A 22,898-nucleotide genomic window follows, 5' to 3' on the forward strand; every position below is an offset into this window, starting at 1 on the left:
AAGAACATCAATGAACAGTAATCCGACGAATACGAGGGGACCGGCGCAAGCCTGGACCGGTTCCCTGGCCTTCCTGTTTCCGTTTCTAAGCCTCGTCACCCTGTTCGGCGTCAGTCTTGGTAGTTTCCTCTTCCTGGCCACCGCTTTGATCTCGTTCAAGCCGTGCCGTGACGCGCTGGTGCGCCATTGGCCGCAGGTGCGCTGGGTCGTGCTAGCCTTTCTGCTGCACTTCCTGTTCGTACTGGGTTGCGCCCTCGTGCGCGGAGCGAATATGAACACGGTGGAAAAGCCTGCCCGCATGTTTTTTGCGGTCACTGCGCTGGCGGCAGTTCTGGCGGCGCGGCCGCCGCGGCGCATGCTGTGGTGGGGCGTGATCGGCGGCGCGCTGGCGGCCTTGCCCTTCGTGGCCTGGCAGCGGATCGCGCTGGGCATCGAGCGTCCGGGCGGCCTGATCAATGCGATCACCTTCGGCGACCTGGCCCTGCTGCTGGCGCTGCTGTCGGTGACGGCCGCGATCGACATGCGCGACAATACGCGCCAGGCCGGCCTGGCGGCGGTGGGTGCGATTGCCGGACTGGCGGCCTCGCTGATGACCGGCAGCCGCGGCGGCTGGCTGGCGCTGGCGGTGGCGGCGCTGCTGTTCCTGCGCCATGCGCGCCTGCTTGGCGGGCTGCGCTTGCGGGTCCTGCTGGCGGCCGGGGCGGCGGTGGTGCTGGCCACCTGGTTCGTGCCGGCCAGCGGCATGCAGGGACGCTTCGACGAAGGCGTGAGCGACGTCCGCGGCTGGTTCGAGGACGGCACCGTCTTCACGCGGGTCGGCACCCGGCTCGAATTGTGGAAGGGCGCGTCCATGCTGGTGGCCGAGCATCCGCTGCTGGGCATGGATTTTTCGGCCTGCCGCGAGCGCCTGGCCGAATTTGCGCGCGAAGGCCGGCTCGATCCTGTGGTATTGACGCTGCCGCACCTGCATAATGATGCATTGCAGGAATTGGCGACGGGCGGTGCGGTCGGCTTCGCGCTGTGGGCGGCGATCCTGGCGGCGCCGCTGGTGTTCTTCATGCGCGAGCTGCGCGCCGGTGCGGGCAGCCCGCAGTCGGCAGTGGCGCTGGCAGGGGTATTGGTTGTGACCAGCTATGTGTGCTTCGGCCTGACCGAAGTGATTTTCTGGTCGATGAAAGGCAGTCTGTTTTATGCGCTCATGGTGTTCCTGCTCATGGGCTTCTGCCTGAATGCGAAAGATAAAATTGGATAACCGTATCATCATCAAGCGCCTCTGGGCGATCCTGAAACCCTATCGCGGGCGCGCCTTCATGGCGCTGCTGGCGATGGCGCTGACGGCGTCCACCCAGCCGCTGGTGGCTAATGCCTTGAAGCTGCTGATGGACGAAGGCTTCCGCGAGACCCCGGGCTTTTCCCTGTGGTGGATCCCGGGCGTGCTGGTGTCGCTGTTCGTCCTGCGCGGCATCGGCACCTTCGCCACCGCCTACTACAACAACTGGGTGCTCAGCCGGATGACCAACGACCTGCGCGCGATGGCCTTCGCGCGCGTGCTGCGCCTGCCGGTCGCGCGCTTCCACCAGGAGTCGACCGGCAAGATCATCAACACCGTAGTGGCCGACGTGCGCCAGGTGGTGGACATGATCCAGTCCGTGTTCGTCGCTTTCGTGCGCGACACGCTGGTCGTGGCCGGCCTGCTGGCCTACCTGCTTTACCTGAACTGGAAGCTGACCCTGGTGGCGATCGTGGTCGTGCCGCTGACCGCGGTGATCGTGCGCACCACCAGCAAGCGCCTGCGCCAGCTGAACCGCGAGAACCAGCGCGTCACCGCCGAGATGACCCAGGTGGTCGAGGAAGCGGCGCGCGGCCACCAGGTGATCCGCGTGTTCTCCGGCGAACGCTACGAGAGCCGCCGCTTCTTCCTGCGCGCCGAGGCCCTGCGCGGCTTCTCGCAGCGCATGACGGTGGCCTTCGCCGCCACCACCCCGGTGACCCAGGTCGCGACCTCGCTGGCGCTGTCGCTGGTGGTGGTACTGGCGCTGCGCGCCGGCATGAGCTCGGGTGAATTCACCGCTTTCGTCGCGGCGATGCTGATGCTGCTGACGCCCCTGAAGGCGCTGGCCGAAGTCAACGGCCCGATGCAGCGCGGGATCGCCGCCGCCGAAACCGTGTTCCAGCTGATCGACGAACCGGTCGAACACGACCCCGGCACCCGCACGCTCGGCCGCACCCAGGGCCAGGTGCGCTTCGAGAACGTCGCCTTCCGCTACCCGAACGCGCAGATGCAGGCGCTGGATGGCGTCTCGCTGGACGTCAAGCCCGGACAGACCGTGGCCCTGGTCGGCATGTCGGGCGGCGGCAAGTCGACCTTCGTGAACCTGGTCGCGCGCTTCTATGAGCCGCAAAGCGGCCGGATCCTGCTGGACGGCGTGCCTTACCAGGACATCACGCTGCCCAGCCTGCGCGCACAGCTGGCGCTGGTGAGCCAGAACGTGGTGCTGTTCGACGACACCCTGAAAGCCAACATCGCCTACGGCGCCGAGCAGGTCGACTACGCGCGCCTGGCGGGAGCGATCAAGGCGGCCCACCTGGACGACGTGGTGGCGCGCCTGCCGGAAGGCGTCGAGACCGACATCGGCGAGAACGGCATGCGCCTGTCCGGCGGCCAGCGCCAGCGCGTGGCGATCGCCCGCGCGATCTACAAGGATGCGCCTATCCTGATCCTCGACGAAGCCACCTCGGCTCTCGACAACGAATCCGAGCGCGCCGTGCAGGCCGCCCTCGATACGCTGATGGCCGGCCGCACCACTTTCGTGGTCGCGCACCGCCTGTCGACCATCGAGCGCGCCGACCTCATTGTCGTGATGGAGCAGGGCCGCATCGTCGAGCAGGGCACGCACGAGGAACTGCTGGCCCGGAGCGGCACCTACGCCAACCTGTACCGCCTGCAGTTCACGACCCCGGTGGAAGCGGTATGAGCAAGATGAACGGCCAGGACCGCACCCTCGTCATCTCGCCGAACTGGATCGGCGACGCCGTGATGGCCCAGCCCCTGCTGCGCCTCCTGAAGCAGGCCCACCCCGAGCGCGCCATCGACGTGCTGGCGCCGCCGCAGGTGGTGCCGGTGTGGAAGCGCATCCGGGAAGCCGACCAGATCATGGAGACGCCGTTCCGGCACCGCGCCCTGCAGCTGGGCGAGCGCCTGAAGACGGCCAGGCAGCTGCGCAAGCGCGGCTACCGCGACGCCTACGTGCTGCCGAACACCCTGAAGTACGCGCTGATCCCCTGGCTTGCGCGGATTCCGCGCCGGGTCGGCTACAAGGGCGAGATGCGCTACGGGATGGTCAATGTGATGCACTTCGACGAGAGCCCGCCGCGCTCGATGGTGCCGTTCTACGCGGCGCTGGCGCGCGAGCCCGAACTGCCGCTGCCGGGTCAGCTGGCGCGGCCTTCGCTCGTGGTGGCCGGCGAGGAGACCGAAGCCGTCGCCCGCCATCTGGGCATCGCGCTGGACCGTCCATTGGTCGCGTTTGCCCCGGGCGCGGAATTCGGCATCGCCAAGCGCTGGCCGCCGGCCCACTACGCCCAACTGGCGGCGCGCGTGGCTGACACGGTGCCGAACGTGCAGATCGCGCTGATGGGATCGGCGAACGACGCCGAGACCTGTGAGCAGGTGCTGGCCCAGGCGGGCATCGGCACCGGCATCGTGCGCAACCTGGCCGGCCAGACCTCGCTCGACGACGCCATCGCCCTGCTGGCCCAGGCGCGCGCCGTGGTCTCGAACGACTCCGGCCTGCTGCACATCGCCTCGGCCCTGAACCGCCCGGTGGTCGCCCTGTACGGTTCGACTGACCCGGACTACGCCCCGCCGCTGTCGGAAATCGCCCGCACGATCTCGCTGCGCCTGGAATGCTCGCCCTGCCGCCAGCGCGAATGCCCGCTGGGCCACCACGACTGCATGAACAAGATGAGCGTGGACCGCGTCTGGAGCGAACTGCTGCCGATCCTGGCGCGGTAAATTCGGGGTCAGTAAATTCGGGGTCAGAGCACTTTTTCGAACAATGGCTCGCGGACAAATTCAACCCTTGTCGCGGCCGCCCTTCGCGGCGATCTTCGCGTGCATTCGTCTTCAGCTCGCAATCGCTTTCGTTGACGCAATTGTTCAAAAAAGTGCTCTGACCCCGAATTTTCCGAATTTTTAGTTGCGGGCGCGAAGGTTCTTGCAAACGCCTTCGGCCAGGCCGCGCAGCATTTCGTGGCGCTTTCTTGCTTCCGAGCGTTTTTTCGATGGGATGCTTTCCAGATCCGGCGCCGCCAGCGGGGCGCAATCCAGTTCGTAGTCGCCGCTGGCGTTCTTGACCGCGCCCAGCTCTTCCCACAGCAGGTCGTAATCGGCCAGCACGCGGCCGTGCCTGATCGCTTTGTAAATCACGCGGTTGCGGTTCGAGACCAGGTGCATGCGCTCGCAGCCGTACTCGAAGCCGAGCTGGCGCACCAGGCTCACCATCAGTTGCTTGGGACGCAGGCCGTGCAGGTCGCGGGTGGCGAGGCGGATCGCTTCGCGCGCATCGTCCGTCTTGCCGCCCTGGACGCAGCCGATGCTGAGGGCGGGGCGGCCGGCGCGCGGCGCGACCGTGAAGGCGACCGTGTAGATCACCTTGCCGTCCTGGGCCAGTTGCAGTACCAGCTCGCCCTCGCGGTCGAACATGTTCACCGTGCGCAGCTGGATCTCGTAGGGCAGGCCGCTCTTGCCTTCGCAGGCCGCCAGCATCACCGGACCCAGGCTGGCGCGCGCCAGCGTCTGGCCCAGGCCGCGGCGAAACACGAAATCGTAATGGGCCTGGATCGCCGCCAGGCGCTCTTCCGGCGCCAGCGCATGGCTGCTGTAGGGCCGGTAGACCTTGTACAGGAAGCGCGGGCAGTTGCGCACATAGTCCGAAAAGGCCGGATGGGAATTCAGCAGGCGCAGCCACGCCGGGGTCTGCAGCGGGTGCAGCAGGGCGCGCACGCGGATCTTGATGCGTTCGCGCAGCAGCGGCAGGCGCTTCAGGTGCAGCGGCACCGCGGAGTCCAGCGTGACCGAAGGCGTTGCCGTGGCGACCATGTGCTCGGACCAGGCAAAGTCATCGCGGTAGAGCTTCATGCCGGCCGCCCGGCATCAAAAGAAACAGCAAACGGCAGGGTAGGGCAGGCAGACATGGCTGTGTACACTAAATTGCGCAAAGTAACGCTATGTAACACAGTGTATCTGAGGAAATGACTAGCGTAAATATAATGCTATTCGTTAAGCATATAAACGACAACAGCCGCTCAAAGAGCTGAGCGGCTGTTGCGCTTTCGTCATATCCGGCAGTGCCGCAAGGAATTAGCTGGCGTAGTGCGCCGACTCCTCCTGGCCGAAACGCTGCTCGCCCAGCTCGCGTTCGCGCAGATAGCGTGCGAGGGCGTCGTCGAAGGACGGCAGGATCAGGCCGCGCTCGCTGGTCAGCGCGCTATGGACGGGGCGCGGGGCCGTCATCTCGAGTTCGCTGGACGGCAGCACCTGCAAGCCGGCCGGATCGATGCCGGCGGCGGCGCAGGCGCGCTGCGCCAACTCGGCCCAGCTCATGGCCTGGCCGTTGGTCAGGTGCCAGATGCCGGATTCCCTGTCGATCAGCAGGTCGAGGCAGGCGTTGACCAGGTCGGGCACATAGGTCGGCGACACCGTCACGTCGCCGGCCGCCGCGAACGGCCGGCCTTCGCTGAGTGCCGCCAGGGCCTGGGTCACGAAGTTGTGCTCGTCCCAGGGGCCGAAGAAGGAACTGGTGCGCACCACCAGCGCCTGCGGGTCGGAATCCAGCACGCGGCGCTCGGCGTCGGCCTTGCTGCGGCCGTAGGCGTTCAGCGGCGCCACCTTGTCGGACTCGACATACGGCCGTCCGGCGGCGCCGTCGAACACCAGGTCGCTGGAGAAGGTCAGGAAGCGCACCGCATGGCGGATCGCCGCCAGCGCCAGCACGGTCGGCCCGTGGGCGTTCTCGCGCATGCAGCGTTCGAACTCGTGCTCGGCATCGTCGACCCGCACGTAGCCGCTGGCATTCACGATCGCCCACGGTTTGTAGCGCAGGATCGCCGCTTCGACCGAGGCCGGGTCGGCGATGTCCATCTCCTGTCGGCTCAGCACGTGGCAGGCCAGGTTGCGCCGTTCGCAGATGCGGGCGAAGGCGCGGCCCAGGGTGCCGGTGGCGCCGGTGATCAGGATCGGCTGCGGGAAAGTCGAGCGGAAAGCGCCGCGGTCGTTGATGTCGGCCACCGCCGTGCGGGTTGCGACCGGCTTGGCCAGGAAGCGTCCGGGACGGCGCCACCAGCCCTGGCCCTGCAGCACCGGATGCGACAGCGGGCGGCCGGTGGCCAGTTCGCGCATCAGGTGCGCAACCGCGGTCTGGCGCGGCTGCGGGCCGCGGACGTCGTAGGGACCGGGCTCGTAGTAGCCGCGGCATTCGGTCACCAGGCAGTTCCAGTCGAAGGAGCCGAGCAGGGCCCAGACGGTGACGGCGCGGATGTCGGCGCCGTTCTGCTGCACCTTCTTGGCCGCATTCCAGATCTCGACCAGCCAGCGCAACTGGTCTTCGCGGTTGGCGTCGATGTGGGCTTCGGTGATCGCGATCGGCAGGCCGTAGCGGTCCCAGGTCTCCTGCAGCAGGGGGCCGATGCCCGGGGTCGGCGTGGCCAGCACGCGCGGGCATTCCATGTCGGCGTGCGGAACGCCGCGGTAGCTGGTGCGGTGCGATTCCGGATAGCGCTCGATGCGATGGTCGAGCCAGCGTTCGCTGGTGATGTAGTAGTTGACGCCCATGATGTCGGGCGGGCAGGGGTTCTCCTTGAACCACAGCAGTTCTTCGGGCGTCGCTGCCGACTCGAGCAGGTAGTCCCACAGGGCGTGATGTTCGTCGATGCGGCCGCACAGCATGTCCCAGCCCAGCCAGCGGCGCTCGTTGAAGAAGTTCGCGATCTCCGCCATTTCCGGCGTGCCGTAGGTGCGCGACAGGTCGTCGGTCTGCACCAGCTTCGCATTCGGATTGACCTTGCGGATTTCGCGCATCGCCAGCACGGTTGCGCGGCATTGCACGATCAGCGCGCGCACGAACATCGCCTCGCTGGTGCCGTGCGGGTACCAGACGCCGTTCAGGCCGGAGAAGCGGGCGGTGGTGCAGATCTCGTTGACCGGGGTGTAGTACTCGACCCACGGGTAGCGCCGGGCCACGGCGCCGGCGTATTCCGCCAGCTTTTCCGGGAAGTCCTCGGACACCAGGCTGGTGTGCCGCGGACCGCTGCCGTGGTGGACCAGGCCGACGATGGGCGTCACGCCCAGCTGCTGCAGCACGGGCAGGCGCTCGTCAGGCCACGACCAGTCGGCGCTGTCGATGCTGTCCGGCGCGGTGCGTTCCCATAACACGGGATAGCGGATCGCACGGATGCCGAGCGAGGCAAAGCGCTCGAGGTCCTGCAGCCTGGCTGCATGGCCGTTACGGTCCATCTGGGAAAAGTAATTGTCGCGTACGCGGTTGACGGTGCATTCGAGGCCGCCCCAGAGCTGGAGCGGTGAGCTTGCTGGCTGGATATGGTTATTCAGATTCATGAGTCTTCCTGCGTTTTTTGAAACAAGGTGTAAGCCTAGTCGGCAGACACAGCTTCCTTTGTGGGCCAGCGAACATATAGAGGCGATTTAGGACAAGTCCTACGTAGAGTCAGCCGTTGTCCAAGACATTATTGGGGAAAGGTGCGCGACCCATGCGAAAATGCGCTCAAATAAACGAAGAAGGAGAATGAAGCCATGTATATGGTGTACTGGAGCACCATTGAAGAAGACTGCGGCGTGCCCCATGCCGAGCCCTTCGATACCAGCGAAATGGTGGCCGCCATGAAGTTCATGGAAGCGCTGCGCGCACGCCAGCGGGCCGGCGAGGCGGTGCGTTTCATCACGATGTGCTCGGAGCATCCGGACGTGGTCGGGCATCCCGGCGTGGATGTGACCGGGCCCGATTACAACTGGAAAAAAAGGCGACGCTAGGCCAACTGCTCCAGCTTCAAACGGTGCTTGAGCACCTTGCCGCTGGCGGCCGCCGGCAGGGCTTCCATGAAGACGATGCGGGCCGGGCGTTTATAGGGCGCCAGCCGGGCAGCGGCCCAGTCGCTCAGCGCATCGGCCGACAGCACGCTGCCGGCAGCAGGCTGCACGAAGGCCACCACTTCCTCATTGCCATCCTCCTGCACCCGCCCGACCACCGCCGACTGCGTCACCGCCGGGTGCGCGTTCAGCACCGTCTCGACTTCCAGCGGATAGACCTTGAAGCCGGAGCGGATGATCAGCTCCTTGCTGCGTCCCTGAATGAACAGGGCGCCGTCCGGATCCTGGCGCGCGAGGTCGCCCGTGTCGAGCCAGCCGTCCTGACTCAGCACCGCGGCGGTGCCGGCCGGATCGCGGTAATAGCCCTGCATGACGTTGGGGCCGCGCACGAACAGCTGGCCGTCCGGCGCATCCACACGCACTTCCACCCCGGGGATCGCCTGGCCGACCGAGGTGTCGGCGCGCGGCGCGTCGAGGCGGGTCTGGCTGACGGTGGGCGCCGCTTCGGTCAGGCCGTAGCCGTTGTGCAGCGGGACGCCGAGCAAGCTTTCCACTTCGCGCTTGAGCAGCGGATCGAGCGGCGAGCCGCCGGCGTAGGCGAAGCGCAGCGTCGAGGCCAGCGGCGCCTGCACGCCGTCGAGCGCGCACAGCTCCAGCAGGCGCGCATACATGGCCGGCACGCCCTGCACGATGGTCAGCATGCCGCCGCGGATCGCGTCCAGCATGGCGCGCGGCGTGAAGCGGGCTTCCAGGCGCAGGCAGGCGCCGGCATACAAAGTCCCCAGCAGCACGGACGTCAGGCCGTAGACGTGCGAGATAGGCAGCACGCCATAAGCGACATCGCCCGGCGCCAGGCCACGCAGGCGGCTCGATACGGCGGCCACGAACAGCAGGTTGCGGTGGCTGAGCATCACGCCCTTGGGCTTGCCGGTGGTGCCGGTGGTGTAAACCAGCGCGGCGATGGGCTGCTTTGCCGCCGGCTCCGGCTCAGCGCCGTCCGCATGCAGGCTGGCCACCAGACCGCCATGCGCGTGCACGCGTGCGCCTGCCTGCGTCGCGTGCGCGGCTGCATCGGGCGAAGCCGCCGCCGTGTACAGCACGAGGCGCGCGCCGCAATGCTCGCGGATCGCCTCCAGCTCGGGACCGGTGAGCCGGGCGTTCACGTTGACCGACCAGGCATCCAGGCTGGCGATCGCGAACAGGGCGCCGACCTGGGCGATGCAGTTCTCGCTGACCAGCATCACGCGTTCGCCGGCCTGTACGCCAAGCTCCCGCAGCCAGGCGGCGCAGGCGTCGATTTCGGTTTCCAGCTGCGCGTAGCCGAGCGTGCGCCCATCTTCCTGCAGCGCCGGCGCATCCGGCGTCTCGCGCGCATGCCCGCGCACGATGGCATCGATGCGCGCCGGCAGCGCGTGTACAGCGATCATGCGCCGGCCCGCCTGATCATGTTGCGCGCAATGACCAGCTGCTGGATCTGCGACGTGCCCTCATAGATGCGAAACAGCCTGACATCGCGGTAAAAGCGCTCGGCCGCATAATCCGACACATAGCCGGCGCCGCCGTGGATCTGCACCGCGCGGTCGGCCACGCGGCCGCACATCTCGGACGCGAACAGCTTGCAGCTGGACGCTTCCAGCGTGACGTCGCGGCCTTCGTCGCGCAGGCGCGCGGCATCGAGCACCATGCTGCGCGCGGCGTAGAGTTCGGCCTGGCTGTCGGCCAGCATCGCCTGCACCAGCTGGAATCCGGCGATGGGCTGGCCGAACTGTTTTCTCTCCATCGCATAGCGCAGCGCGTCGTCCAGCATGCGCCGGGCCGCGCCCACGCACACCGCCGCGATGTGCAGGCGGCCCTTGTCGAGCACCTTCATCGCGGTCTTGAAGCCGACGCCCTCCTTGCCGCCGATGAGGTTCGCCGCCGGCACCCGGCAGTTCTCGAAGATGACGTCGCAGGTATGCGCGCCGCGCTGGCCCATCTTTTTATCGATCCTGCCCAGCGAGAGCCCGGGCGCGCCGCGTTCGACCAGGATCGCCGAGATCGCGCCCGCATCCTTGCGCGTCGCATCGGTGCGCGCCATCACGGTGAACACGCCGGCTTCGGGCGCATTCGTGATGAAGCGCTTGACGCCGTTGATGATGTAATCGTCGCCTTCGCGGACTGCGGTGGTGCGCAGCGAGGCCGCGTCGGACCCGCTGTCCGGTTCCGTCAGCGCGAAGGAGCCGATGATCTCGCCCGCGGCCAGGCGCGGTAGCCAGGCCGCCTTCTGTGCCGGCGTGCCGTCGATGACGATGCCTTGTGCGCCGATGCCGTTATTCGTGCCGACCAGCGAGCGGAAGGCCGGCGAGGCATAGGCCAGCTCCATCGCCACCAGCACCTCTTCTTCCATGGTCAGCGCAAGGCCGCCGTATGCTTCGGGGATGCACAGGCCGAACAGGCCGAGCTCGCGCATCTGGGCGACGATGTGATCCGGGATCGCATCCGTCTCGGCGACGGTTTCTTCGGACGGGATCAGCACCTCGCGCACGAAGCGGGCGATGCTGTCCTTCAGCAGGTTCAGGGTTTCATGGTCGCGGATCATGCGGGTCTTTCCGAAAAGGCTTCCTGGATCGATTCGATGCTGCCGGTGCGTTCGGCGTCGTAGCCGGGCAGGGCGTCGACCAGGCGATGGTAGCCGGGCTGGCGCAGCACCGCCAGCAGCTGGGCCATCAGGCTGTCCTCCAGCGCGTCCAGGTGCAGGGCGAAAAAATAGCGCTCGCGCAGCAGCGGGATGAAGCCGAGCTTGAACTGCTCGGCCGCGGTGCGCATGCCGATGCCGACGTCGGCCATGCCGCTGGCGATGTAGGCGGCCACCGCCGAGTGCGTGAATTCGGCGCTGTTCCAACCGTTGATCGCCTCACCGTCGATGCCGGCCCGATCGAGCATCATCTCGAGCAGCATGCGGGTGCCGGAGCCGGCCTGGCGGTTGACGAAGCGGAGCCTGGTGTTCACGAGGTCGGCCAATCCCTCGATGCCGAGCGGATTGCCGGGCGCGACCAGCAAGCCTTGCTGGCGTCCGCAAATGTGGACCAGGCAGTGCCGCTCCGGGTCCAGCCAGCGCAGGTAGCGGCGCGCCGTCGCTGCTTCGAATTCGCCTTCCGGCACGTGGAAGCCGGCCAGGTCGCATTCGCGCCGCGCCAGCGCGGCCACGGCGTCCAGGCTGGTGCGGTAGCGCAGCTCGACCGGCAGTTCCAGCTTGTCCAGGTAGCCGGTGAGGGCGGCCACCGCGAAGCCGTGGCTGGCGTCCATGCGGATCGTGCGCAGGCCGGTGCCGCGCATGCGCACCTTGCCCAGTTCCGTCTCCAGCTCGGAGGCCAGGCTGTCCAGCGTCGGCGACAGGCGCGCGGCGATGCGGCGGTCGGCCCACACCAGCTTTTGCGCGAGCATGGTCAGGCGCGTCCCGCGCCCGCGCCCGGTCTCGAGCAGGGGCTCGCCGAACAGCTCCTCGGCCTCGCGCAGCACGCCCCAGGCGTAGCGGTAGGACAGCCCGGCGGCCTTGGCCGCGGCGGCGATCGAACCATGGTCCTGGATCGCCAGCAGCAAGCCCAGCAGCGTAGCCGTGTCGAGCGGGGCGTCATTATTGAAACTTATTTCCCAATGCGGGCGGATGTGAACCTTGAGCATGGCTTATATGCTTAATAAAGCCTATTTCTGACAGGAAGACACCATGATACGCTCGGCATTGCAGTAGATGTAAGCCAGAAGTATATGCTTTTTAAAACATATTAATTCGAACAAAAAACGGAGGAGACATGGCTTTACTGGATAAGCTGGACCGGGAGCACACCATTGCCAGGCCCGGCTTCAACCGCTGGCTGGTGCCGCCAGCAGCATTGGCGATTCATCTTTGCATCGGCATGGCCTATGGCTTCTCGGTGTTCTGGCTGCCGCTGTCGAAAGCGATCGGCATCAAGGAATCGCTGGCCTGCCCGGCCGACATGAGTTTCATCGCCGAGATCACCTCCACCACCTGCGACTGGAAGATTTCGATGCTGGGCTGGATGTTCACGCTGTTCTTCGTCTTCCTCGGCCTGGCCACCGCGCTGTTCGGCGGCTGGCTCGAGCACGCGGGCCCGCGCAAGGCCGGCGTCGTCTCGGCCCTGTGCTGGTGCGGCGGCCTGGTGATCTCGGCCCTGGGCATCTACAAGCACCAGATCTGGCTGATGTGGCTCGGCTCCGGCGTCATCGGCGGCATCGGTCTCGGACTCGGCTACATCTCGCCAGTCTCCACCCTCATCAAATGGTTCCCCGACCGGCGCGGCATGGCGACCGGCATGGCCATCATGGGCTTCGGCGGCGGCGCCATGATCGGCGCACCGCTGGCCGACAAGCTGATGAAGTATTTCGCCACCCCGACCTCGGTGGGCGTGTGGGAAACCTTCCTGGCCCTGGCCGCGATCTACTTCGTGTTCATGATGGTGGGCGCGCTGTCCTACCGCGTCCCGGCCAACGGCTGGAAGCCGGAAGGCTGGACCGCGCCGGCCGCCAAGAGCGGCAAGACCATGATCACCAGCCGTCACGTGCACGTGAAGCGCGCCTGGGGCACCCCGCAGTTCTGGCTGGTGTGGCTGGTGCTGTTTCTGAACGTCTCGGCCGGCATCGGTATCCTGGCGATGGCCTCGCCGCTGCTGCAGGAAGTGTTCGGCGGCCGCCTGATCGGCGTCACCGCCGGCTTCAACGAACTGGACACCGCGCAGAAGGCGCAGATCGCCACCATCGCCGCCGGCTTCACCGGCCTGCTGTCGCTGTTTAACATCGGCGGACGCTTCGCCTGGGCCACCTGCTCCGACTACATCGGCCGCAAGATGACCTATTTCGTGTTCCTGGTGCTGGGCTTCGTGCTGTACTCGGCGATCCCGACCCTGGCCCACAACGGCCACCTGGGCCTGTTCGTGCTGTCCTTCTGCATCATCCTGTCGATGTACGGCGGCGGCTTCTCGACCGTGCCGGCCTACCTGGCCGACCTGTTCGGCACCCAGATGGTGGGCGCGATCCACGGCGGCCTGCTGACCGCCTGGGCCGCCGCCGGCGTGCTCGGCCCGACCCTGGTCAACTACATCCGCGAATACCAGATCGCGCACGGCGTCGCCAAGGCCCAGGCCTACGACACCGCCATGTACGTGCTGGCGGCCCTGCTGGTACTGGGCTTCCTGTGCAACCTGCTGGTGCGCCCGGTGGCCGACAAGTACTTCATGACCGACGCCGAGCTGGCGGACGAGAAGCGCAGCGCCCATGAGCGCGACGTTGCCGCCTCGGCCGGCAGCCGCGCAGCAGCAGCAGCAGCCAGCGGCGACACCATGGTGGCGGGCGTATCCGGCGCCGGCGTCATCGCCGCAACCCCGGTTGCCGCGGGCGGCGCGCTGGTTACGCTGCTGGCCTGGGCCGCGGTCGGCATTCCGCTGCTGATCGGTATGTGGATCACGCTGCAGAAGGCGATTGTGCTGTTCAAGTGACGTAATGCGTGGGCACGGGGTGCCCACCCTACCGGTGCCCGACCGTAAGGTGGGCGGCCTCCGCCCACGCATTCAACGAACCTCGGTATCAACGCACGATCCAAGAATTAAACGCATTACAGGACCACCGCCATGAACCATCCCGTCATCCCCATTGCCGTGCAGGGCGCCAGCCGCCAGCGCAAGCGCGAAGCCCCGAAGGGCCGCCGCGCCGATCCGCAATCCCTGCGCGAGGTGCAGGACCTGCTGGGCGATATGCCGCGCCGGCGCGACCTGCTGATCGAGTGCCTGCACAAGATCCAGGACGCGTTCGGGGCCTTGTCCGCCGCCCACCTGGCGGCCCTGGCGCAGGAGCTGAAGCTGGCCCAGTCCGAGGTCTACGAGGTGGCCAGCTTCTACCACCACTTCGACGTGCTGCGCGACGGCGAAGCGGCGCCGGCATCGCTGACGGTGCGCGTGTGTGCGGGCCTGTCCTGCGAGATGGCGGGCGCTTCATCGCTGCTGGACAGGCTGCCGGCCATCCTCGGCACGGAGGTCCGCCTGCAGGCCGCACCCTGCGTCGGCCGCTGCGAGCAGGCGCCGGCGGTGCTGGTCGGCCAGCATCCGGTGCCGCGCGCGACTGCGGAAACCGTGCTGGCCAAGGTGGTGGCGAAGGAAACCACCCACGTCCACACGAATCATGACGGCCTGGATGACTACCGCGCCAAGGGCGGCTACGCGCTGCTGCGCGACTGTGCCGAAGGCCGCCGCGACGTGGAATCCGTGATCGCGGCGCTGGAAGCCTCCGGCCTGCGCGGCCTGGGCGGCGCCGGCTTCCCGGCCGGCCGCAAGTGGCGCATCGTGGGCACCGAGCCCGGCCCGCGCCTCATGGCCATCAATATCGACGAAGGCGAACCCGGCACCTTCAAGGACCGCGTCTATCTCGAGCGCGACCCGCACCGCTTCCTGGAAGGCGCCCTGATCGCCGCCTGGGCGGTCGGCATCGAGACCATCTATATCTACCTGCGCGACGAGTACCACGGCCTGCGCGGCATGCTGGAAGCCGAACTGGAAGCCTTGCGCGCCGATCCGCCGGTCGCCAACATGCCCGAACTGATCCTGCGCCGCGGCGCCGGCGCCTACATCTGCGGCGAAGAGTCGGCCATGATCGAGTCGATCGAGGGTAAACGCGGCATGCCGCGCCTGCGCCCGCCCTACGTGGCCCAGGTCGGCCTGTTCGGCCGGCCCACGCTGGAACACAACTTCGAAACCCTGCACTGGGTACGCGACATCGTCGAGCAGGGCCCGGAACGATTCGCCAGCCACGGCCGCCACGGCCGCAAGGGCTTGCGTTCGTTCTCGGTCTCGGGCCGCGTGCGCGACCCGGGCGTCAAGCTGGCTCCGGCCGGCATCACGATCACGGAGCTGATCGCCGAATACTGCGGCGGCATGCAGGAAGGCCACCAGTTCTACGCCTACCTGCCGGGCGGCGCCTCGGGCGGCATCCTGCCCGCTTCGATGGGCGACATCCCGCTCGACTTCGATACCCTGCAGCCCTACGGCTGCTTCATCGGCTCGGCCGCCGTGGTGGTGCTGTCGAACCAGGACACGGCCAAGGCCGCGGCCCTGAACACGCTGCGCTTCTTCAAGGACGAATCCTGCGGCCAGTGCACGCCCTGCCGCGCCGGCACCGCCAAGGCCGTGGCCATCATGGAACAGCCGGACTGGGATATCGAACTGCTGGGCGACCTGTCCCAGGTGATGCGCGACGCCTCGATCTGCGGCCTCGGACAGGCCGCGCCGAATCCATTCGACTGCGTCATCAAGTACTTCCCGCATGAACTCAGTAGCCACACCTTAGGAGGCGCGCAATGAACGCCAGCCTGAAATTGGAAAGCGTCACCTTCACGATCAACGGCAGACAAGTGGAGGCCCTGCGCCACGAAACATTAATTGAGGTCGCCGACCGCGAAGGGATCGAAATCCCGCGCCTCTGCTACGCCGAAGGCATGGAAGCCGTCGGCAACTGCCGCTCCTGCATGGTCGAGATCGACGGCGAGCGCGTGCTGGCGCCGTCCTGCTGCCGCCATCCTTCGCAAGGCATGAGGGTCACGACCGACAGCGAGCGCGCGGTAAAAGCGCAGAAGATGGTGCTGGAGCTGCTGGCCTCGGACATGCCCGAAAAGGATTACACGCGCCACAACGAAGTCGACGCGTGGGCAATGAAGCTCGGCGTCGGCAAGCCGCGCTTCCCGGCCACGCGCCGCGCGCCGCAGCAGGACGCGAGCCATGCCGCCATCACCGTCAACCTCGACGCCTGCATCCAGTGCACGCGCTGCGTGCGCGCCTGCCGCGACGAGCAGGTCAACGACGTGATCGGCCTGGCCTTCCGCGGCCAGGATGCGAAGATCGTGTTCGACCAGGACGACCCAATGGGCAATTCGACCTGCGTGGCCTGCGGCGAATGCGTGCAGGCCTGCCCGACCGGCGCGCTGATGCCGGCGCGCGACGCCGCGCTTTCGGTGCCGGACAAGCAGGTCGATTCGGTCTGCCCCTACTGCGGCGTCGGCTGCCAGCTGACCTACAAGGTCAAGGACAACAAGATTCTCTACGTCGAGGGCCGCGACGGGCCCGCCAACCACGGCCGCCTGTGCGTGAAGGGCCGCTACGGCTTCGACTACGCCCACCATCCACACCGCCTGACAAAGCCGCTGATCCGCCGCGCGGGCGTGCCCAAGCTGGGTGCCTTCACGATGGACCCGAGCACGGTCATGGACGTGTTCCGCGAAGCCAGCTGGGAAGAGGCGCTGGCACTGGCCGGCGGCACGCTGGCGCGCATCCGCGATACGAACGGAAAACGCGCGCTGGCCGGCTTCGGCTCGGCCAAGGGCAGCAACGAGGAAGCCTATCTGTTCCAGAAGCTGGTGCGCACTGGCTTCGGCAGCAACAACGTCGACCACTGCACGCGCCTCTGCCACGCTTCGTCGGTGGCGGCGCTGCTGGAGGGCATCGGCTCGGGCGCGGTCTCGAATCCGGTGATGGATGTGACCCGCGCCGAGGTCGTGATCGTGATCGGCGCGAATCCGACCGTGAACCACCCGGTGGCCGCCACCTGGATCAAGAACGCGGTCCGCGCCGGCACCAAGCTGATCATGTGCGACCCGCGCAAATCGGACCTGACCCGCCACGCCCACCGCCACCTGCAGTTCAAGCCCGACACCGACGTCGCCATGCTGAACGCGATGATGCACGTGATCGTCACCGAAGGCCTGGTCGACAGGGACTTCATCGCCAGCCGCACCATCGGCTACGAGGAACTGGCGAAGAACGTCGAAGGCTACAGCCCGGAAGCGATGGCGCCGATCTGCGGCATCGATGCCGAGACCCTGCGCTACGTGGCGCGCCTGTACGCGACCTCGAAGGGCTCGATGATCCTGTGGGGCATGGGGATTTCGCAGCACGTGCACGGCACGGATAACGCGCGCTGCCTGATCGCGCTGGCGCTGATGACCGGCCAGATCGGCCGTCCCGGTACCGGCCTGCATCCGCTGCGCGGCCAGAACAACGTGCAGGGCGCTTCGGACGCCGGCCTGATTCCGATGATGTACCCGGACTACCAGCGCGTCGACAATCCGGACGCGAAGGCGCGCTTCGAAGCCGCCTGGGGCATGCCGCTGGACGAGAAGCCCGGCCTGACGGTGGTCGAGATCATGGACGACATCCTGGCCGGCGGTATCAAGGGCATGTACATCATGGGCGAGAACCCGGCCATGTCCGACCCCGACGCGAATCACGCGCGCGAAGCGCTGGCGGCCCTCGACTGCCTGGTGGTGCAGGACATCTTCCTGACCGAGACCGCCTACCTGGCCGACGTGATCCTGCCCGCATCGGCCTTTGCGGAGAAGGCCGGCACCTTCACCAATACCGACCGCCTGGTCCAGCTGGGCCGCCAGGCCATTACGCCGCCGGGCGAGGCGAAGCAGGACCTGTGGATCATCCAGCAGATGGCAAACCGGATGGGCCTGCCGTGGAACTATGGCCACGTGTCCGAGGTGTTCGACGAGATGCGCAGGCTGATGCCCAGCATCGCCGGCATCACCTGGGAGCGGCTGGAACGCGAAGACGCCGTCACCTACCCGTGCGCGGCCGAGGGCGACCCTGGCCAGCCGGTGGTCTTCGTCGAGGACTTCCCGCGCGGGCAAGGGACCGAGAAGGGCAGGGCGCGCTTCGTCCCGGCCGACATCATCCCGGCCAACGAGCGTCCCGACGCCGAGTACCCGATGGTCCTGATTACCGGACGCCAGCTCGAGCACTGGCACACCGGCAGCATGACGCGGCGCGCCGGCGTGCTGGATGCGATCGAGCCGGATCCGGTGGCGCTGGTGCATCCGCTGGACCTCGAAGCGATGGGCGGGCGTCCGGGCGACGTCATCACGATCACTTCCCGCCGCGGTGAGGTCAGCCTGTACGCACGGGCCGACGACAGCTCGCCGCGTGGCGCCATCTTCGTGCCCTTCTGCTACTACGAGGCGGCCATCAACCGGCTGACCAACTCGGCGCTCGACCCCTTTGGCAAGATCCCCGAGTTCAAGTACTGTGCGATCCGCACGACGCTGGGCGGCGAGGTGGGGCAGCAGGGTTCCTACGGTGGCGGCCAGATCCTCGCGGCCGTGGCACAATAAGCTGATGAACGAGCAACGTTATCGACCTCAGCTGTCCCAAGCCAGCGCCAGCCTGACCCATGAGGTGACGGCCATCGACGAGCGTGGCCGCCGCTCGATGCTGCACATCCCGGCCGAGCGCCCGCTGACGGTCTACGTCGACAAGCGCGAGCTCGTGACCCTGATGACCCTGGGCGGCGCGCCCGAAGCGCTGACCCTGGGCTATCTGCGCAACCAGCGCCTGGTGCGGTCGATCGAGGATATCGTGTCGATCCAGGTCGACTGGTCGGTGGACGCGGTGGCGGTGGTGACCAGGAATGGCATCGCCGGCATCGAGGAACGCACTGCGAAAAAGGTCGTCACCACAGGCTGCGGCCAGGGCTCGGTGTTCGGCGGCCTGATGGACGAAGTGGACCAGATCCAGCTGCCGCCGGAAGCGCGCCTAACGCAATCGGTGGTGTATCGCATCGTCGAAACCATCCGTACCCAGCAGTCGGTCTACAAGCAGGCCGGCTCGGTGCACGGCTGCGCGCTGTTCTCGAACACCGGCGAGCTGCTCTACTTTGTCGAGGACGTCGGCCGCCACAACGCCGTCGACGCCATCGCCGGGCTGATGTGGCTGGACGGAATGCGCGGCGAGGACAAGGTCTTCTACACCACCGGGCGCCTGACCTCGGAGATGGTGATCAAGGGCGCCCAGATGGGCATTCCCTTCCTGCTGTCGCGCTCCGGCACCACCCAGATGGGGCATATGGTGGCGGAGAAGGTCGGCATGTCGCTGCTGGCGCGCTGCACCGGGCGGCATTTCCTGCTGCTGTCGGGAGAAGAGCGGCTGGTGTTCGAACCGGAATTCCTGGACGCGCTGGAAGCGGAGCGTCAGCGGCACTATGCGTAACTTTCAGCACGTCGTTCCCGCGACCCACTACGTCGTTCCCGCGAAGGCGGGAACCCAATTTCCGCGTGAGCTAACGAAACGCTTGCAAACTTGGATCCCCGCCTGCGCGGGGATGACGGAAGCGAGCGTCGCGGGAACGACGATGTGATGCTCGACGCCACACTGCGCGCCTTCACCCTGCTGTTCACCGGCGACCCGGACCTGTGGCGCATCATCTGGGTCTCCCTGAAGACCAGCGTGCTCGGCCTGCTGCTGGCCACGCCGCCCGCCGTGCTGCTGGGCTATTTGATCGCCATGCACCGCTTCCGCGGACGCCGCATTGCGATCTGGCTGGCCCAGGCCGCGCTCTCGCTGCCGACCGTCCTGATCGGCCTCCTGCTCTACCTGCTGCTGTCGCGCCACGGGGCGATGGGCGGGCTGCAATGGCTGTTCTCGCAGCCGGGCATCATCGCCGGCCAGTTCGTGGTGGGCCTGCCGGTGCTGCTCGCCTTCACGCTGGCCGCCGTGCAGGCGATCGACCCGCGCTATGCCGAAACCGCGATTGCCCACGGCGCCTCGCGCATCCAGGTGATGGTGCGCGTGCTGCACGAGGCGCGCTTCGGCGTGATGGCGGCGGTGCTGTCCGGCTTCGGGCGCGTGATCTCGGAAGTCGGCTGCGCGCTGATGGTGGGCGGAAATATCGAAGGCGAGACCCGCACCATCACCACCGCCATCGCGCTCGAGACCAGCAAGGGCGAATTCGCGCAGGGGATCGCGCTGGGCATCGTGCTGGTGGCGATCGCGCTGCTGATGAACGGCATGCTGATGCTGCTGCAGGGCGACGCCCACGTGGCGAGGGATCGGCCATGATCCAGCACATCACGCTGCAGGGCATGCTCGGCGCCACCCCGGCGCGCACCGGCGACGAGCGCCGCAAGTCCCTGCTGGGCGTGAAGGGCCTGCGCAAGCGCCATGGCGAGCGCCTTCTGTTCGACATCGGCTGCATGGAAATCGCGACCCACAGCGCCTACGTCCTGACGGGGATGAACGGCGCCGGCAAGAGCACCCTGCTGCGCATATTGGGCGGCCTGGAACGCGCCGAGATCGACAGCCTGCGCTTCGAAGGCATGGAGGAGCGCCCCTACCCGTATCCGCGCGCGCTGCGCGAAGCCATCGTCTACGTGCACCAGCACCCGGTGATGTTCTCGACCAGTATCGCGCACAACATCGGCTATGGCCTGCAGGTGCGCGGCGTGCCGAAGCTGGAGGCCGCGCGCAAGGTCGAAGAGGCGATGGTGTGGGCCGGCGTGGCCCACCTGCAGGACGTCGAGCCGGGCAGGCTGTCGGGCGGCGAACGGCAGCGCGTGGCGCTGGCGCGCGCCAAGGTGCTGTGCCCGAAGCTGCTGCTGCTCGACGAGCCGACCTCCAACCTGGACGGCCAGGCGCGCGAGCAGGTGATCGAATTGATCCCTACCATGGTCGAAGCAGGAGGGAGCGTGGTCGTGGCCTGCCACGACCGTGACCTGATTGGACTGCCCGGCGTGCAGCGCCTCAAGCTGCGCGAGGGGCAACTCGAAGTACGTTAATCACAAGGAGTCTGCATGCAACGTCGTCTGTTCAGTCTTGCCCTCGTCATGGGCGCCACGCTCGGGATAACCTATGCGCCGGCCCAAGCCCAGCAGCAGGTCCTGCGCCTGTCCACCACTACCAGCACCGAGAACTCGGGCCTGCTGACTTATCTTCTGCCCAGCTTCGAGCAGAAGTACGGCATCAAGGTCAACGTGATCTCGGTCGGCACCGGCAAGGCCCTGGAACTGGGCAAGAACGGCGACGTCGACGTGACCCTGGTGCACGCGCGCCAGCTCGAAGACAAGTTCGTGGCCGAGGGTTGGGGCATCGACCGCCGCGACGTGATGTACAACGACTTCATCGTGGTCGGGCCGACGGCGGACCCGGCCGGCGTGAAGGGCAGCCATGACGTGCTGACCTCTTTCAAGAAAATTGCGTCTTCCAACGTCAAGTTCATCTCGCGCGGCGACAATTCCGGCACCGACGTGATGGAGAAGGCCTACTGGAAGGAAGTGGGCGCCAAGCCTGCAGGCAGCAATTACGTGTCCGCAGGCCTGGGCATGGGCGAGGTGCTGAACATGGCCGCCGAAATGAACGCCTACACCCTGACCGACCGCGCCACCTACGGCGCGTATAAAGCCAAGACCGGCCTGGCGATCCTGGTCGAAGGCGACAAGCGCATGTTCAACCCCTATGGCATCATCGCGGTGAACCCGGAGAAGCACCAAGGCGTGAACTACAAGGGGGCGACGCAGCTGATTCAGTGGATTACGTCGGCCGAGGGGCAGGCGAAGATTGCGGCCTTTAAACCGGCTGGGGAGCAGCTGTTCTTCCCGTCGGCGGGCAAGTAAATTCAACTTGGATTCCCGCCTGCGCGGGAATGACGGTCTTGGGGCCATCGGCTCTAGCGCGTCGTTCCCGCGCAGGCGGGAACCCAAGTTGCACGCAGACCGCAAAAACAAAGGGCCGCACAAAGCGGCCCCATCAACGCATCAAACCACGATCACGCCAGCGCGTGCATCACATCCTGCACCGGAATCGCCTTCACCCAATCCCTGCGCTGATGCGCCGTGATGACGGTGCTGTTGGCCTTGTCCACCGGCGCCCATTCCGGCGTCTTCTGGCGCATCAGCGCCACCACCGGCACGCCGACGGCGTTCGCCAGGTGCATCACGGCGGTTTCCACCGAGACGATCAGGTCGCACTGGGCCAGCATGGCCGGCAGCTGGAAGAAGTTCTCGTTGGCGCTGAACAGCTCGGTGCGGTCCAGCTGGCGCTCGGCCAGCATGGTTTTCACGCGCTCGACTTCCTGCGGCACCGCGTTGACGATGAAGCAGGCGTCGCGCCATTCCGGCTGGGCGCGCATGGTGGTGATCAGTTCAGCCACGCGCTCGACCGGCCAGCAGCGCTTGCGGGTCTTGGCGAAGGGATTGATGAAGACCAGCTTGCCCTGGCGCTTGTCGAAGCCCCACTCGTGCAGGCGCGCCTTGGCGCCTTCGACGAAGCGTTCGGGAATGTGGACGAAGGGGATCCGTTCGCGCGGCGGGATCTCGACCCCGGCCAACTGGCGGAACCACTCGGCGTGCACGTCGCTGATGTGCGGTGCGGCGCTGCGGTCGGCCACGTCCGGGTCCAGGGCAGCATCCAGCTTGCGGTAGGTGAAGTAATGCGGCAGGCCGGACAGGCGCATCGGCTTCTTCAGGCCGACCACGAAGCCGTCCGGGCTGATGCGGCGCGCCAGGTTGGCGTAGAAGTGCGGGCGCAGGGTGCCGAGCGAGACCACGATCGGGTAGTGCTCCTCGCGCGCTTCCTTGATCGAGGCTTCGAACAGCTCCGGCGAATAGTTCTGCTTGTAGGTCTTGTCGATGAATTCGCAGGCATCGAGCCAGTCGTACAGCACGTTCTTTTTCAGGTGCGGCCACTGCGACGCGTCGCTGGTGCGGCGGACCTCGTCGACCCACAGGTGCAGCTTCAGGTGCGGATAGGCCCGCGCGAACGCCTGGAAGCAGTTCTGCAGATACGTGTAGTCGCCCAGCGCCAGGTGGGCGATGAACAGGATCTTGTCCGACTTCTTCAGCAAGTCGGATGGAATGAGTGGGTCGTTCATTGTCTCTTACGGGGTCGCTATCAGCTCCAGGCCTACGCCGCCGCTGCCATCAGCCGCAGCGCCAAGCGGTCGGCTGGTCGCTTCTGCATGCATATGCCTGAAAACGCGATACCGC

Annotated in this window: 17 protein-coding genes; 11 read left to right on the plus strand and 6 right to left on the minus strand. The window is 66.8% G+C overall.

From position 1 onward, the window contains the following. The first annotated feature begins 10 nt into the window (after nt 1-10). Genes LQV39_RS01060 through waaF form a run of 3 tightly spaced genes read left to right on the plus strand, consistent with a single transcriptional unit; the run spans nt 11 to nt 4,015 of the window. Entirely contained in the window at nt 11-1,252 is a 1,242-nt protein-coding gene (locus tag LQV39_RS01060; RefSeq protein WP_230019772.1) for an O-antigen ligase, read from the plus strand. Beyond that, nucleotides 1,245-2,975, plus strand: coding sequence for a lipid A export permease/ATP-binding protein MsbA (gene msbA / locus LQV39_RS01065; RefSeq protein WP_290368533.1), 1,731 nt, complete (start codon nt 1,245-1,247; stop codon nt 2,973-2,975). Before LQV39_RS01060 ends, msbA begins: the two co-directional genes overlap by 8 nt. A 5-nt stretch (nt 2,976-2,980) precedes the next feature. Beyond that, nucleotides 2,981-4,015 (plus strand): lipopolysaccharide heptosyltransferase II, encoded by a 1,035-nt coding sequence (gene waaF / locus LQV39_RS01070; RefSeq protein WP_230020123.1) that lies wholly within the window; start codon nt 2,981-2,983, stop codon nt 4,013-4,015. A 180-nt stretch (nt 4,016-4,195) separates the two neighbouring features. Here the strand turns inward: waaF and LQV39_RS01075 are convergent, their stop codons facing one another. Further along, on the minus strand, nt 4,196-5,140 hold the full coding sequence (locus LQV39_RS01075; RefSeq protein WP_230019773.1) for a VirK/YbjX family protein: 945 nt from the start codon (nt 5,138-5,140) through the stop codon (nt 4,196-4,198). Nucleotides 5,141-5,362: 222 nt separating this feature from the next. Beyond that, entirely contained in the window at nt 5,363-7,615 is a 2,253-nt protein-coding gene (locus tag LQV39_RS01080; RefSeq protein WP_230019774.1) for a family 1 glycosylhydrolase, read from the minus strand. A gap of 195 nt (nt 7,616-7,810) precedes the next feature. Here LQV39_RS01080 and LQV39_RS01085 point away from each other — a divergent pair, with 195 nt between their 5' ends. Further along, nucleotides 7,811-8,047 (plus strand): hypothetical protein, encoded by a 237-nt coding sequence (locus tag LQV39_RS01085; protein WP_230019775.1) that lies wholly within the window; start codon nt 7,811-7,813, stop codon nt 8,045-8,047. On the opposite strand, the gene LQV39_RS01090 is transcribed toward LQV39_RS01085, so the two are convergent. From LQV39_RS01090 to LQV39_RS01100, 3 genes are read right to left on the minus strand one after another with little or no spacing between them, the layout of a single operon-like run. Next, on the minus strand, nt 8,044-9,531 hold the full coding sequence (locus LQV39_RS01090) for a class I adenylate-forming enzyme family protein (RefSeq protein WP_230019776.1): 1,488 nt from the start codon (nt 9,529-9,531) through the stop codon (nt 8,044-8,046). The two genes, LQV39_RS01085 and LQV39_RS01090, sit on opposite strands and share 4 nt — an antisense overlap. Further along, nucleotides 9,528-10,682 (minus strand): acyl-CoA dehydrogenase family protein, encoded by a 1,155-nt coding sequence (locus LQV39_RS01095; protein ID WP_230019777.1) that lies wholly within the window; start codon nt 10,680-10,682, stop codon nt 9,528-9,530. The genes LQV39_RS01090 and LQV39_RS01095 overlap by 4 nt, the downstream gene beginning before the upstream one ends. Next, entirely contained in the window at nt 10,679-11,764 is a 1,086-nt protein-coding gene (locus LQV39_RS01100; RefSeq protein ID WP_230019778.1) for a substrate-binding domain-containing protein, read from the minus strand. Before LQV39_RS01100 ends, LQV39_RS01095 begins: the two co-directional genes overlap by 4 nt. Before the next feature lie 128 nt (nt 11,765-11,892). On the opposite strand from LQV39_RS01100, the gene LQV39_RS01105 reads away from it, so the two are divergent. From LQV39_RS01105 to LQV39_RS01135, 7 genes are all read left to right on the plus strand, one after another. Further along, on the plus strand, nt 11,893-13,593 hold the full coding sequence (locus tag LQV39_RS01105; protein WP_230019779.1) for an OFA family MFS transporter: 1,701 nt from the start codon (nt 11,893-11,895) through the stop codon (nt 13,591-13,593). Between the two features lie 132 nt (nt 13,594-13,725). Next, nucleotides 13,726-15,447, plus strand: coding sequence for an NAD(P)H-dependent oxidoreductase subunit E (locus LQV39_RS01110; RefSeq protein WP_230019780.1), 1,722 nt, complete (start codon nt 13,726-13,728; stop codon nt 15,445-15,447). After that, on the plus strand, nt 15,444-18,254 hold the full coding sequence (fdhF, locus tag LQV39_RS01115; protein ID WP_230019781.1) for a formate dehydrogenase subunit alpha: 2,811 nt from the start codon (nt 15,444-15,446) through the stop codon (nt 18,252-18,254). The genes LQV39_RS01110 and fdhF overlap by 4 nt, the downstream gene beginning before the upstream one ends. 4 nt (nt 18,255-18,258) lie before the next feature. Next, entirely contained in the window at nt 18,259-19,128 is an 870-nt protein-coding gene (locus LQV39_RS01120; protein ID WP_230019782.1) for a formate dehydrogenase accessory sulfurtransferase FdhD, read from the plus strand. A 147-nt stretch (nt 19,129-19,275) separates the two neighbouring features. Next, nucleotides 19,276-19,977, plus strand: a complete 702-nt coding sequence (locus tag LQV39_RS01125; protein ID WP_230019783.1) for an ABC transporter permease — start codon at nt 19,276-19,278, stop codon at nt 19,975-19,977. 23 nt (nt 19,978-20,000) lie between these two features. After that, entirely contained in the window at nt 20,001-20,693 is a 693-nt protein-coding gene (locus LQV39_RS01130) for an energy-coupling factor ABC transporter ATP-binding protein (RefSeq protein WP_230020126.1), read from the plus strand. 15 nt (nt 20,694-20,708) lie between these two features. Continuing rightward, nucleotides 20,709-21,527, plus strand: coding sequence for a substrate-binding domain-containing protein (locus LQV39_RS01135; RefSeq protein WP_374199388.1), 819 nt, complete (start codon nt 20,709-20,711; stop codon nt 21,525-21,527). Between the two features lie 152 nt (nt 21,528-21,679). Here the strand turns inward: LQV39_RS01135 and LQV39_RS01140 are convergent, their stop codons facing one another. Next, the gene (locus LQV39_RS01140; protein WP_230019784.1) at nt 21,680-22,783 is read right to left on the minus strand and encodes a glycosyltransferase family 9 protein; all 1,104 of its coding nucleotides are present in this window, start codon (nt 22,781-22,783) and stop codon (nt 21,680-21,682) included. Nucleotides 22,784-22,898 lie beyond the last annotated feature (115 nt).

Origin of the sequence: Massilia sp. Bi118 (assembly GCF_918697865.1) — a bacterium.
Taxonomy (GTDB): domain Bacteria; phylum Pseudomonadota; class Gammaproteobacteria; order Burkholderiales; family Burkholderiaceae_D; genus Telluria.